Here is a 13,882-nt window from a genome sequence, read left to right as displayed (position 1 = left end):
ATGGTGATATACCGTATCTTTGATCAAAAGAAAAATTTACTCAAAAATCGCTATGCACCTAATTTCTATTCCACCTAAGCCCCCGCTATTGGCACTTTTTACACTGTCTATTGGTCTACTTTTCACCAGTTGCAGTGATCTCAAAGAAATTGACAACAAATACCTGACGATTCAAGTCCCTAAAGACTATATGGATATGACTGATTTTGACAACGAGGATGTACTCTTTTTAGATCGCCTTGGAGAAGATGGTTTGGAAAGCATTTTATCCATTGACAATGAAGTTGATTTTATTACCCAGCCCAATAGTCAAACCATACAAGAAGATACCCCTGTAGAGGTTTTAGCGCGTCGTTTGCGTTCTATTGAAGATGCGGCAGAAAACGACCCTAACTTTCGCTGGACCAGATTCCGCCTAGTAGAGGAAGCTAGAGCTACTACTTTTAAAGGATTACCCGCTGCAGAAGGGGTTTTTGAAGTCCAAGAATACATGAAACGCACAGATCAAGTCGTTACAAGAAGAGTCAAGCGCATCGTTATTTTTATGGAAGACGATTTGTGGAATATTGTATTAGCGCCTTCGCGTTTGCAGCGCTATACCACAGAAATGGAAGTATTTGAAGTGGCATTAGAAAGTATGATTATCAAAAACTAACCCGACTTTTCATCGCAAATTGTACCTTGTAACGCTCATTTTTTTTATCTTTAATCAAAAAATGCTACAGAAAATAACCCTTTGTTGTTTCTTTATGTTCTCCCTTTATTCGTGGGGACAAATTACGGAATTTAAAGCACCCAATTACGAAGTGATTGGTAAAGCGATACAAGACAAATCATCGAATGTTTACTACCCTGCCCTTTTGCGTCAGTTTAAGTCTAACACAACGGCTCTAACACCTCGTCAATATGAGTATTTGTATTATGGTTATGCCCTTCAAGACACGTATAATCCTGACGCCATCTTTTCAAAAGAGACAGAATTGAAGGCTTATGCAAGTAAAATACCCGATAGGGCTGATGTTCCTCAAATCAAAGCCTTACTCCAAGAGGCATTAGATGAATTTCCCTTTGATTTTACTCATTTGTTATTCCTCTCGTATCTGTATGATTTCACTGGTGAGGAAGAAAAATCAGCACTTATTTCCAATCACGTTGAGTCGTTGGCTAAAGTCATTAATCGTTCAGGGAATGGGTTAGCTTGTGAAACTGCTTTTCACGTAATTGCAGCATCCCATGAAGCCTTTATGCTTGATCTCTTTTCCCTAGCCTCTATCAACCAACGAGTGCATGGTACTTGTGATTTTTTTGAATTAGATTCTGAATTATACACTATTGCTGGGTTGTACTTTGATGTGAGTCGATTACAGCAAGCAGGACACCGCAATACAACACACAAATAAAAAATAAAATGAAGAACCGGAAAGTATGCAACAACTTTGTCCGCAATTATTTGCGCATTTCTGGAAGTAAACATCAATCATGGGATATAAAAAAGTTTGTATAACTTGTAGGCTATGCTTTAGTAGGCCTCACGATCTTGGAACAGCTTCTATTTCTCCTTGTCCTACTTGTTCTAAACCGATGCATCTATTGACGCATCGATTTAGAGCACCAGCAAAACAAGCAGATCAAAAATGGAAGGTTGTGTGTTTCCTAATTGACCATGGTTTTTTGTACCAACCGATTTACAAAGTAAAGGATGGTCAATACACCAAAGAGAAAGTGAAGTATCCAGAAACCCTTATGGATGCTCGCGTTTTTGTAAAAGACTATCAGGCGCAAGCGTTTCCTAAATAATCGAATTAGCGGAATTGACAGTCCGATCTATCAACCGATCACCGTTCAACTTGATCTAGATACCGAACGCATTGATTCAACCAAACAGATTAAACGCTAACTAAATGGCTCTATTTTCATATCATCTCGTCAACGTCTCTTTACTCACGGCTTGGAAGGTGTTACTTTTTCCGCCTAAGGTAGGGAAAACGCCGGGTTTGATTCACATGGAAACAATGTATGCCATGACCTTGGGTTCGCCTATCTTGTCTCCCTCTCGCTTCTTATTTCGACAGCTTGTTGTTTTTGCACAATGGGAAAGTGAGGCTGATGTAGAGCATTACCTCAACAGCACGACATTGGGACAGACCTTAGCCTCGGGTTGGCATGTACGACTTCGATTTTTAAGACAATGGGGAAGAATTTCTGGTTTCCAAATTCCAACAGAGAATGAAACAAAGTATCCCGATGATGCTCCTGTCATTGCCGTAACACTAGCTCGAATGCGCTACTTTCAAGTTCCACGCTTTATCCGATGGGGTAGACCTACAGAACAGCTCGTTCGCGACCATCCAGCCACTACCTTAGCGCTAGCCTCTTGTCATTTTCCCAACCTCATTTCGACCTTTTCCATCTGGGATTCAACCACCTCCATGACGGATATGGTGCAAGGGCATAGTCGTGTTTCTCAGCCCAAGAGGCATGTGAATGCCATGAAAGAAAGAGATCGAAAAGATTTTCACTTTGAATTTACCACCTTGCGTTTTCAACCCCTTGCAGAATTTGGAACCTGGAACGGTAAAACCAACTATAGTTCTAATCTAACTCAAACACGATAACATGAGATTCGCGTCTTTTAAACAACATTTTCAAGATTGGTTTACCCAACAATGGGTGATTTTATGGGGCCGAAAAATATCGCCTTCTTCTCATGCTTGGCTTCTCGGTCCTTTTGGATCCATTGGTGATCAAGGAGAAGATTTTATCTATCAATTGGCACAAAAAGAAGGATTGGACGTTCAACGAAATTGTCAGCATACCGGAATACTACCCGATGTCAACGCTTTGAACCTCCCTTCGGATCAACGACAAAAACTTGACTCATCCATTGCTGATTTTTATGAAAAGACAGCACACTATGACCTCAAAATAAAACTAAAGTGGAATCCTTTTTTTAAAGGATTTGGCTATTTGGTTCACCTGCTCTTTGGAAAGCGAATCAAGCAGTTGAATATTCCCATCTCCAATGATTCTCAGCCTCAGCACATCCGCAGTGAAATCATTCAACTCCTTGATCCTACTACTCAAAACGTACAACACACGTTTTGGTTGCGCACCTATGAATCCAATGGGGATGTATTATTTTCAGGATTATATGGAACAGGTCAATTGCCAACAGGTGAAACTGTAGTTAAAGTCGTTTTTCCCTTACCTCAAGGGAATGCAACTGTCTTGTTAACTCCCTCCATTACAACAGATGGACAACTTCTGCTTCAGGCTAGTGGAACTGCATTTGGAGAAGCGGGTTTTTACTTTTTACTACACGATACGAAAAAACAATACTGGGCGCAATATATCGCCTCTTTTACAGATCAACTTGTAGTAGATGCCGCTGGTTCTTCTTTAAAGGCCTATCAACAGTTAAAACTAGCTGGATGTTCTGTTTTGAAGATTACCTATCTCCTACAACCAAGAGAACAGTAGCTAAAAACTTCGTTTACCTTCCTTATCCCTTAAGGCAGTGATAAAATGGTGTTACTCCTTTTTTGTATGTTGAAACAGCCAATTATACAAGTCGATATGGCGGTATAAATCTTCTACACTTCCGTGGTTTCCTCCTTTGATCACTTGTAGTTCTACGGGAGCTTTGGCCTTGCAGTTTTGAATGGCTGTCATAATTTTCTTGGATTCTTTGAGCGGAACAATAAAGTCTTTGTCTCCGTGAATTAGCTTAATCGGTAGATCCGTCAAAGCACAGGCATCTTGCGTCTCTCCGCCTCCACAGATAGCAATCGCTGCTGCCAAACGATTGGCATATTTACTGGCATATTTCATCGTTCCATAGCCACCCAAACTCATTCCTGTAATGTAAATTCGACTTTCATCAATGGCATAATGTTCAATCATATACTGTACGATTTCATCTACTTTATCCGGGTTCCACGGCCCAGAAGGCAGTTGAGGTGCAACCAAATAGGCTGGAAGCTTCAACCCTTTTTCGATCCCTCTCAATGGACCATAACGCTTCACCCGCTCAATATTCGTCCCTGATAAACTTCGACCATGTAAAAAGATGACCAAGGGATTCTTTTCCTGTAAAACACTAGGCTCATTGACCCAAAACTGATAGGCTGTCTGATCCAAAATCGCTTGAGGTTGAGCCGATAACCCAAAGGAAATCAAGCCCATAAACAACACTAGTAAACGCATAGATTTTTTATCTAAATATAGTGGATTCTAAACATACACACAGAAAAAAAAAACGATAATCAGCATCCCCCTACATCCCTACCGAAGGAAATCATCTAATTGACTTCTGGCTAATCCCTTACACCTATTATCACTATAGTGCACGCCATACCCTCACTAAAAAATAAAGTTATTTTTTGTTAATTATACCTTAATATATTTAACACATACCTAATATATTCTATTTTTAAGCAATAAATAAACTTACACACTCAATCCATATGAAAAAGATACTAAAGACCACCTTATTAGCTAGCCTTAGTTTATTTCTATTCAACTGTAGTTCTGATGATAGTACACGTCCAAATGAACCAGATATTATTGAACCTGAGCGCCCTATGATCGAAAAGACCTATTACTTGCGTTCTATTGATCAGAATTTTTATGATGAGGATACCGCATCAAATGAAACATATCTGCTTCAAGCATCCTATAAACTAAACTATGATGCTGATTTTAACTTAACTACAATCAACTATCAAGATAAAGGGTATACAAATGGTACACTCGTGAGAGAACAAGCCTTTGACCTTTTACACACCTTAGACGAGAAAGGAAGATTACAAAAGATGACCTTCAACGATGGAACTACCCTGATTGAAGAGCATACGTACACGTATAACGAAGATTTACTGCAATCTACCCACTACAATCTACTAGCACAGGGTGGTGCCTTTACAGCTAAATATCGCTATAATGACAAAAAACAACTCATCTCTGCGAGTGCCTTAGAAGCGAATTTACTAGTAGATTACAGCTATAATGAGCAAAATCAAATGAAACAATTCAAGATAAGCGGGCAAACGCTAAAAGTAACCTATGATGATAAACTATCCCCGTTCTACAATCTTCCGTTTGATTTAACTAGCGCACTAATTAATTTTCAGTATGTATTTCCATATACCTATACATTCCCGAACAATATCACGTCCTTCAGTATGGGAGGAGAAGTTTCTGATGTAGATTTCACTTACAATGAAGCGAATTTACCAACGAAAGCCGTGTATTATGATGGAAAAAGAGAAGATAAGGAAATTGGTTTCGAAATTACCTACACCTATGAAATAAGAGAAACAGAAGTTCTTCGCAACTAACAAAATAAAATGCAAACCGATTCAGTGATGAGTCGGTTTTTTTATGGTTTACACCAAGCCGTCAAACCCGACCAAGCGATTATTTTTTCCTCTAAAGACATCCTTGCATGAGCGCCACTAGGTGAAGGGAGTGTCACGGTTTGGATTCCCTCTATTGTCCCGATATATTTTCTAAAATAGTGTTCCGCCTTTTGACTTGAAAACACGACCGTGTGAATACTTGGGTAGTCGCGCAGGAGTTGTTGGATATCATTGGGCTGTTCTTCTTGGATCGCGGCATCTAAACTGCCAGTTCGTTCACAGGATTGCAAGACATCCCATAACGCAAGGTGATTCTGCTGAATCAAGGCAACTCGATCTGCATAGACGATTGAAAAATCATGCTGAAACAGGGCAAACAAAATCTTCCAAAAGGCATTTTGTTTGTTTCCATAATATTCTTGTTGTTCCAATGATTTCACACTGGGCATTGTTCCCAAAATCAACACCTTTGGTTCTGTACTCAACAAAGGAGCAAAAGATTGAATTCGCTGTTTGTTCATCGTCTCTTTCTTTTATTGATGATTACTTCTGTATTGTAAAGGTGTTTGTCCTACCTGCGTTTTAAAATAGCGACAAAACGTAGTTGCATCAGCAAAATGCAATTGCTCCGCAATCTGATAGATGGGCCACGATGTTGCAGTTAAATACGTTTTTGCCTTGACGATCACCAATTCAATAATCACTTTAGAAATTGATTTTCCCGTTCGTTGCCGAATCAAGGTTGTCAAGTATTTTGGTGTTAATTTCAACTGGTCTGCATAAAATCCGACTGATTTTTCCACCAAATAGTATTGATGCAATAAGTTGTAAAACTGAAAAACAATCTGATCTCTTCGCGTACTGGGTTGCATCAGTTGTTCCTCTTGTTTATATACGCGATTAATATGTGCAATCAACGAATAAAGTAAGTAACGCAAGGCATCATACTGAAAAACAGAAGGAGATAGTTTGCCCTGTTTCAGAAAAAGAGCGATATACTGTTCACAAAGTAAATAATCTTCTGGCGCTAAAACCAAAACGGGTTGTTCAACCAATCGCGTTAAAAAATTGTAATTCGTTGGCAAGATCATTTCATCAATGGTACGAAAACTAAAGAGCAAATGTACACAGGTAAAGTCAGCCGTTTTGTGTTTAGCGCGTACAAAACTCTGAGGCAATAGCGTCAACATAGTACCCGTTGTAAAGCTATAGTTTTGGCCGTTCACTTCAATCGCTATACTTCCCTTGGTACAAAACGAAAGAACAATTTGGCCCCTATCATTGATGTCCTTCGAAACAAGCGTTGTCATCAAATCATTCGTGACTTGCACATCAATATCCTTTACCCTCATCTTTTCACTTTTATACAAAAATACAACCTTTTGCACATTAATAAAACAAAAAACACACGCTACCTACCAATTGAAATTGAGTACTTTGCCTAATAAATATAAACTTATGGAGATAAAAGATATTTACATCAACAAAAAACCATACACTTTGCACATCGCCTATCAAGACGATGAAGCGAAGCGAAAAGCGTTTCATGCGATGACGTATGACTTTTGGGAGTTTACCTTTGAATCCTATTACCAATCAGGGTATTGGGATGAGCACTGTATCCTCTTCTCTTTATTCGAAGGAGAAGTGATTGTGGCGCATACTACCTTGAGTTTATTTGCTACGCATACCCCTACGGCTACTTTGCAACTCGGTCAACTCGGTACGGTAATGACAGCCGCTACACATAGCAGACAAGGGCTCTCTCGTTTTTTGATGAACTATATTTTTGATCGCTATCGCAATCAATTGGAGGGCTATTTTTTATTTGCTAATGACACGGTATTGGACTTCTATCCCAAATTTGGATTTGTCCAAGCGCGAGAATTTCAAGCGACAAAAGTCTTTCAGAAACAACCAAGTTCCTATACCGTACAATCGGTGGATTTAACCCATCCTGTCGATTTACAGCTTTTTCAACACTACCTCAAAACAGGAAAGACCGCTTGTCGTTTTGATACGTCCAATTATGGATTAACCCATTTTTATTGCTATGCGAATCCTGATTTTGGGTTTGCCGAATCGATTTATCTTCTTCCTGAGCTAGAAACTTTGGTAATTGCCCAACAAGAAGAAACAGATTTGCTTATTTTACAGGCGTATTATCTTGGTCAAAATCAGCTAGATCAAGCCTTTAATGCTGTAGCCGCAACAAACACTACGCGTCTAGTATTGGGGTATACGCCAGCAGAAGACGACTATGATTTCCACCCGTATAAAGAGGAAGACTTAACGCTTTTTATTACTCCTTCACTCCTCCCTTATTTTGAGGAACAACACACGATGATTCCCCTATTATCACATACCTAAACCATGTGCAATTGCGCCATGGTCTTCGTGGCATTCCCTCCTATGACCCAACACAATTCTACCCTAAGCGGGCTTTGACGAAGTTCTAAAAAACTACTACTTGGGGCAATATATGATCTTTTTATCCCTACTTTATAAATCCTAGCATACTTTGTACCAATCGTACTCGTTTTCTCCTACCTTTGTATGGCACATTGTAAAACAAAAGCCATGCATCAATTAGACGATATCGATTTAAAGCTACTCAACTTATTATCAGAAAATTCCAATGTAACGACCAAAGAATTGGCGCAACAAGTTAATCTATCCTCTACGCCTGTTTTTGAGCGTGTCAAGCGGTTGGAACAAGAAGGGTTTATCAAAAAGTATATTGCTCTACTTGACGCAGAAAAGTTAAACCGCGGATTTGTCGTATTTTGCAATGTCAAGCTTAAACAGCATGAACGCATCATCAACAACAAGTTTATAGAAGATATTTTAAATATTGAAGAAGTTGTAGAATGTTATAATATTTCGGGAGAGTATGATTTTTTACTCAAAGTATATGCAAATGATATGCGCCATTACCAAGATTTTGTGTTCAATAAATTAGCTATGGTAGACAGTATTGGCAGCACCCACAGTTCTTTTGTAATGCGCGAAATTAAGAATGAACACAATATCAAAATTAATTTACTTTAAAGCAAACACGCAAAAAATCAACCCATACCGTAAATTTTATTCGTTATCCGCGCATTAATTCTTAGTTTTGTAAGAAAAGAAAGTCTATGAAAAAAGTACTGTATTTCGCTTTGCTACTCGTTTTTATAGCGAGTTGTAATACTAAAAACAAATCTTCAGAAACGCTGCAATTTGAACAGAAGGAATTTGTGGAATCCTCAGACAACTGCGTTGGAGAAGAATGCACAACTATTAAGCTGAGTCTTCCAGTAATCACCAATGAAGAACATGAAATCGCAGCAAAAATCAACCAACGACTCGTATCGGAAATTGACCAAATTGTAGCGGTAGACGACGCAACAGCAAGAAGCACTTCCTTTGCGGAATTAACTCACAATTACATTGCCAATTACAAGGCCTTTGTAGCGAAATATCCTGATGAAACCCTACCATGGAAAGCGGAAGTAGAAGGAGATATCACCTTTTACAACGCAGATTTGCTCTCTATTGCGCTAGACTATTCTACCTATGCAGGTGGAGCGTATGGCTTTAAAAGTGAAATGGCATTGAATTTCAATCCTAAAACAGGAGGCTTATACAAAGTTGAGGATTTAATTGACAATTGGGAAGAATTGCAAAAGCTCATGGCTTTACAATTAAAAGATAAAATGGATATTTGGACGGAGAACAACCAATTGAAATACCCAGAGAGTATCTTTTTTTATGAGGATTCGGTAGGATTTATTTACAATGCTGTAGATGACGACGCTCACTACAATGGTCCCACTAAAATTGATTTTCCTAAAGCACGTGTTCTCCCCTTTTTAAAAATAAATTTGGAACCTACAACGGAAACAAAATAAAGCATTGATCCTTAACGCTCGACACTGTGAGTATTTATAAAAAAATTTTTCAACAAACAGCGATCTATGGTTTAGCTGCTGTTTTTCCTAAAGTAATTGGTTTCTTCTTAGTTCCGTTTCACACGGATTTAATGAAAAATGATGCCTATGGTGAGTATAGCGTGATCTTTTCGATCATGATGTTGCTCAATGTCATTTTATCCTTTGGGATGGAAACCGCTTTCTTTCGCTTTTATAATACGCGCGACAACAAGCAAGAGGTCATCAACAACAGCATGCTCTTTTTAACGGGAACCACTCTTATTTTTGGAGCGATTGGTTTTGCGTTTATGAATTTTTGGTCGAATTTACTTCATATTCCCACTACAATCCTGCACTATGTCTTGTGGATTTTGATTTTGGATGCCTTAGTTATTGTACCCTTTGCCAAGCTAAGAGCAGACCAACGACCGATGTACTACAGTGCGATCCGAATAGGAAATGTCTGTATTTATTCACTCTTAAACGTGCTGTTTTTATACTTTTTGCCCCAATGGGCCCAACAAGCACCCTCCTCTATCTTCTCAGCCATTTATGTAGAGAATTTTCAGGTAGAATATATCTTTATCGCGAACTTAGTAGCCAGTGCAGCTACCTTTCTTATTTTTACGAAAAACTATTGGCAGCTGCATTTCAACCTCAACAAAGAACTCTTGCAACAGATGTTGCGCTATAGCTTTCCAGTCATGGTGGCTGGATTGGCCTTTGCCATCAATGAAAGCTTTGACAAAATCTTGCTACAGCGATTATTACCCGCCGATATTGCTTCTGCTGAAGTTGGCAAGTATGCGGCTTGTTATAAATTAGGGTTGTTTATGGTGCTCTTTAGACAGGCGTATACCCTGGGAATTGAGCCCTTCTTCTTTAACTATGCTAAAAATGACGACGCTCCAACCAAATACGCCACCGTCACCAAGTACTTTATCCTGATGGGAAGTGCCATTATGCTAGGCGTAGTGGTCTTTGCGGATGTTCTAAAAGTATTATTCATTCGCAATGAGAGTTATTGGGATGCCATGATTGTGGTTCCACTCATTATTCTGGCAAATTTGTGCATGGGGATTTACACCAACTTATCCGTATGGTATAAATTGCGTGACAAAACCAGTATGGGGGCTTATATCTCTATTTTTGGCGCTGTACTAACTTTGATCTTTAACTATGCCTTAATCCCACTATGGGGGTATATGGGATCGGCTATCGCTACCCTGTTGGCCTATGGATCGATGATGATTGTCTCTTATGTATTAGGTCAAAAGTATTACCCTATTCCGTATGATAAAAAAGCCATTGGTTTGTATATGGGCATATCCATGCTCTTGTCTTATTTCTACTTCTACCATTTTAGAGAAAACTATTTCGTTGGTTTGGCCGCGATTCTCCTTTTTGGTATTGTCGTATTTAGCCAAGAGAAAAACACACTAAAACGAATGCTTAAAAAATAAAAAAGCCTTGCAATTACAAGGCTTTTTTATTTCGTCCTACTTAATAGGCTAGTTCTAAATTTTTATCTTTACTATACTTGATGGTATAACTCATGCGTACTTTTTTTACTTCATTGGGTTGTAAGTGAACTTCCCATGTCACTAATCCTTTCTCCTCATCCACTTTCCCTTTTGGTGATTCGTTCAACGTAATCTCAATAGAATTATCCCTACTAATTGGGTATTGGTCTTCTACCTGAACAGCGATTGCTTCTTTTTTATTATTTTTAATTGTAATCTCATACGTAAAGGTTTGCTCTTTTTTAGACGATAACGTTTTCGTACCTGATTTATCTGAAATCAACGTACGACTAACCGAAATATTAGGGTCTTTACCAATATTTAAACGCAATTTTTCTTCTGTGTTCTCCGTCGATAAATACGTCTGTCCGATGTTCATTCCGTCATAAATCACATTCGCTTGTCCCGATAATAAATTGTGTTGACCATAATCTTTGATTTCTGCCACTAAATAGGCATTGGCATCTAGTTTTGGTGCAGCATAGAACTTGTATTCTCCCCTAATATCAAACGTATTCAAGTCCACGCTGTGGCGTTTGCCATTACTCATAATCGAATACGGAATAGCAATATCAAAGGTTATATTCAGCTCACTTTCGCTTACAGTGGTATATTCGGCGAGTGTTTGTCTATCTTCATAGGAGACCTGATCTCTATTTCTTTTTGCTCCAATAGTTACACCAGCTGCCTTCCCTTCTATCATACGAGACACGTCTAAGCTATAATTTGCACTGGATGTATATTCAGCGACAATAGGAATAGCTTCTTGATAAGAAACAAACCAAGTCGTAAACTTCGGCATTTGATGATGTTGATTCAATTTACCTGAAGTTAAACTGAGCTCTACGTTACGCCAATCAAGCCCAGAGGTTTGAACTACATCAGCTTTATACATCATCTTGATTGGTGCATTGATTTTTTCGATACGCAAATCATAGGATGGAACCCATTGTGCTCTATTGGTCGCATAGTTTATCTTCAAGGGAATATTCCCTTCTTTTCCACTCATCACTTGTACAATCAACTTTCCTTTACTTACGCGATCAGTCTTGTCACCTCCGATGGTTAATTGCCCTTTCAAATCATTCCATTTGGCTTCAATCACAGCCTTTTCTTTTTTCTTTAGGAATAAAGTATTTTGAACTTCTTGACGTTTTTTTCCATAATAGTCCACCCATTTCGTTACATCTGTAAATCCAAAATTCTTAAATGATTCACTTGAACTCGTATCATCCAACAATTGAATGGTTTGTATATCTGCATTAATCGAATTAACAAGTTGATCTAATTTGCGTTCTGCTACAGCAATACTATCGCGCAGGGGTTTCATCAAAGGTGAATTATTCACATTGTCATACTCTTCAATATAGGCATTGGAAAACTGCACCGACATGACCGTTACGTCATTAATCGAACCTACTTTGATGGTGTTTTCCATCAACTGATCCGAAATGTTGGTAATAACTACTTCGGAGAGTCCTTTCGGTAGATTAATCGCTGCATTTTGCGTTAATTCTGCCCCATCGTAATATACGCGAGCGCTTTCTAAATTCGCTTTGGTATAGACGGGTTTTTGTGCCCACACTGCCACAGCGCTGAATGCCATAGCTAAAACAATTCCTTTTCTCATGCTTCTTTTTTTTATTTTTTATCCAAAGAGATGTTCCACAACATCTTCGATTTTCGTTACTACAATCACTTTAATACCTGTTCCATGGTAGGTAATCTTGTTGTATTTGGAAACGAGTATTTCCGAAAAACCCAATTTTTCGGCTTCTTGAATGCGTTGATCTACGCGGTTGATTGGTCGAATTTCCCCCGAAAGCCCAACCTCTCCAGCAAAGGTTACTCCTTTTTGGATGGAGATATCCTGATCGGATGATAAAATCGCTGCAACAACACCTAAATCAATGGCAGGATCATCTACTGTGATTCCCCCTGTAATATTTAAGAAAACGTCTTTTTGCCCCAAACGGAAACCCGCTCGTTTTTCCAATACCGCCAACAACATATTCAATCGCTTGAGGTTATAACCTGTTGCACTGCGTTGAGGCGTTCCATAAACGGCTGTACTCACCAACGATTGCACTTCCACCATGAGCGGACGCATCCCCTCTAAGGTTGCTGCAATAGCCGTTCCCGACAGCTCCTCATCTTTATGTGAAATTAAAATTTCGGATGGATTGGACACTTCGCGCAATCCACTGCCTTGCATTTCGTAAATACCCAATTCGGCTGTTGATCCAAAGCGGTTTTTATTGGCGCGTAAAATGCGATACACATGATTGCGATCCCCTTCAAACTGCAAAACGGTGTCCACCATATGCTCTAACATCTTCGGTCCGGCAATGCTTCCATCTTTGGTAATATGTCCAATAATCAAGACTGGCGTTCCTGTTTCTTTAGCAAACTTAGTTAACTCCGCCGTGGTTTCTTTAATCTGAGACACGGTGCCCGCAGACGACTCAATATAATCCGTATGCAGGGTTTGAATCGAATCAATAATCAACACATCGGGTTGAATTTCTTCTATTTGACGAAAGATATTTTGGGTATTGGTTTCCGTTAAAATATAACAATTTTCATTATTAGGGTTGATGCGTTCGGCACGCATCTTAATTTGCTTCTGACTTTCTTCTCCAGAAACATAGAGTACTTTATACGGCAAGCGCAGGGAGATTTGCAAGAGCAAGGTACTTTTTCCAATTCCCGGTTCTCCTCCAAGTAGTACCATCGACCCAGGTACAAGACCTCCTCCTAAAACGCGATTCAATTCTCCGTCCAGCGTATTCATGCGAATCTCTTCTGCACTGTCAATCTCACACACACGCAAGGGTTTTGCCATGCGCTTGGTCGTGGAAGCAGCTGTACTAACCGCCTTCCATGCTGTTTTCTCTTCTTTTTGGATTACTTCTTCTACCAAAGTATTCCACTCCTTACACGTGGGACATTGTCCCATCCATTTGGGCGTTTGAGCCCCACAACTTTGACAGAAAAAAGCAGTCTTAACTTTTGCCATACAACCGTATTCTTAAATTACTAAATATCAAATCTACGACTAAAAGCGCAAATATGAATTCCCCTT

Annotated in this window: 15 protein-coding genes; 10 read left to right on the top strand and 5 right to left on the bottom strand. The window is 39.2% G+C overall.

Annotated features, from left to right (window positions below):
* The first annotated feature begins 52 nt into the window (after positions 1–52).
* The 5 genes from ACLJX0_RS02660 (at position 53) to ACLJX0_RS02640 (ending at position 3,480) form a co-directional block, all read left to right on the top strand.
* A complete protein-coding gene (locus tag ACLJX0_RS02660; protein WP_410878153.1) occupies positions 53–655 on the top strand; it encodes a hypothetical protein in 603 nt (200 codons plus the stop codon).
* Between the two features lie 61 nt (positions 656–716).
* The gene (locus ACLJX0_RS02655; RefSeq protein WP_410878151.1) at positions 717–1,400 is read left to right on the top strand and encodes a DUF4919 domain-containing protein; all 684 of its coding nucleotides are present in this window, start codon (positions 717–719) and stop codon (positions 1,398–1,400) included.
* Between the two features lie 181 nt (positions 1,401–1,581).
* Positions 1,582–1,797 (top strand): hypothetical protein, encoded by a 216-nt coding sequence (locus ACLJX0_RS02650; protein WP_410878149.1) that lies wholly within the window; start codon positions 1,582–1,584, stop codon positions 1,795–1,797.
* 104 nt (positions 1,798–1,901) lie between these two features.
* A complete protein-coding gene (locus tag ACLJX0_RS02645) occupies positions 1,902–2,615 on the top strand; it encodes a hypothetical protein (RefSeq protein WP_410878148.1) in 714 nt (237 codons plus the stop codon).
* Between the two features lies 1 nt (position 2,616).
* Positions 2,617–3,480, top strand: a complete 864-nt coding sequence (locus ACLJX0_RS02640; RefSeq protein WP_410878146.1) for a hypothetical protein — start codon at positions 2,617–2,619, stop codon at positions 3,478–3,480.
* Positions 3,481–3,531: 51 nt separating this feature from the next.
* Here the strand turns inward: ACLJX0_RS02640 and ACLJX0_RS02635 are convergent, their stop codons facing one another.
* A complete protein-coding gene (locus tag ACLJX0_RS02635) occupies positions 3,532–4,206 on the bottom strand; it encodes a prolyl oligopeptidase family serine peptidase (RefSeq protein ID WP_410878144.1) in 675 nt (224 codons plus the stop codon).
* Positions 4,207–4,466: 260 nt separating this feature from the next.
* On the opposite strand from ACLJX0_RS02635, the gene ACLJX0_RS02630 reads away from it, so the two are divergent.
* Complete coding sequence (locus ACLJX0_RS02630; RefSeq protein ID WP_410878142.1) at positions 4,467–5,339, top strand: hypothetical protein; 873 nt, start codon at positions 4,467–4,469, stop codon at positions 5,337–5,339.
* 41 nt (positions 5,340–5,380) lie between these two features.
* Here the strand turns inward: ACLJX0_RS02630 and ACLJX0_RS02625 are convergent, their stop codons facing one another.
* Together ACLJX0_RS02625 and ACLJX0_RS02620 are read right to left on the bottom strand one after the other, a co-directional pair.
* On the bottom strand, positions 5,381–5,881 hold the full coding sequence (locus ACLJX0_RS02625; RefSeq protein WP_410878140.1) for a DNA-deoxyinosine glycosylase: 501 nt from the start codon (positions 5,879–5,881) through the stop codon (positions 5,381–5,383).
* Between the two features lie 12 nt (positions 5,882–5,893).
* On the bottom strand, positions 5,894–6,712 hold the full coding sequence (locus tag ACLJX0_RS02620; protein ID WP_410878138.1) for a helix-turn-helix domain-containing protein: 819 nt from the start codon (positions 6,710–6,712) through the stop codon (positions 5,894–5,896).
* 106 nt (positions 6,713–6,818) lie between these two features.
* On the opposite strand from ACLJX0_RS02620, the gene ACLJX0_RS02615 reads away from it, so the two are divergent.
* From ACLJX0_RS02615 to ACLJX0_RS02600, 4 genes are all read left to right on the top strand, one after another.
* Positions 6,819–7,730, top strand: a complete 912-nt coding sequence (locus ACLJX0_RS02615) for a GNAT family N-acetyltransferase (protein ID WP_410878136.1) — start codon at positions 6,819–6,821, stop codon at positions 7,728–7,730.
* A gap of 210 nt (positions 7,731–7,940) precedes the next feature.
* The gene (locus tag ACLJX0_RS02610; protein ID WP_410878304.1) at positions 7,941–8,411 is read left to right on the top strand and encodes an Lrp/AsnC family transcriptional regulator; all 471 of its coding nucleotides are present in this window, start codon (positions 7,941–7,943) and stop codon (positions 8,409–8,411) included.
* A gap of 86 nt (positions 8,412–8,497) precedes the next feature.
* Positions 8,498–9,253: a PdaC/SigV domain-containing protein gene (locus tag ACLJX0_RS02605; RefSeq protein ID WP_410878134.1), complete on the top strand. Its 756-nt coding sequence runs from the start codon at positions 8,498–8,500 to the stop codon at positions 9,251–9,253.
* A gap of 26 nt (positions 9,254–9,279) precedes the next feature.
* Positions 9,280–10,737, top strand: a complete 1,458-nt coding sequence (locus ACLJX0_RS02600) for an oligosaccharide flippase family protein (RefSeq protein ID WP_410878132.1) — start codon at positions 9,280–9,282, stop codon at positions 10,735–10,737.
* A 40-nt stretch (positions 10,738–10,777) separates the two neighbouring features.
* On the opposite strand, the gene ACLJX0_RS02595 is transcribed toward ACLJX0_RS02600, so the two are convergent.
* Positions 10,778–12,427, bottom strand: coding sequence for a DUF4139 domain-containing protein (locus tag ACLJX0_RS02595; protein WP_410878130.1), 1,650 nt, complete (start codon positions 12,425–12,427; stop codon positions 10,778–10,780).
* Between the two features lie 18 nt (positions 12,428–12,445).
* Complete coding sequence (radA, locus tag ACLJX0_RS02590; RefSeq protein ID WP_410878128.1) at positions 12,446–13,816, bottom strand: DNA repair protein RadA; 1,371 nt, start codon at positions 13,814–13,816, stop codon at positions 12,446–12,448.
* Positions 13,817–13,882: the final 66 nt, after the last annotated feature.

Source organism: Myroides sp. DW712, from assembly GCF_046557355.1.
Lineage (GTDB): Bacteria > Bacteroidota > Bacteroidia > Flavobacteriales > Flavobacteriaceae > Flavobacterium.
The sequence above is the reverse complement of the archived record's forward strand: the minus strand, read 5'-3'. Positions and strand labels throughout refer to the sequence as shown.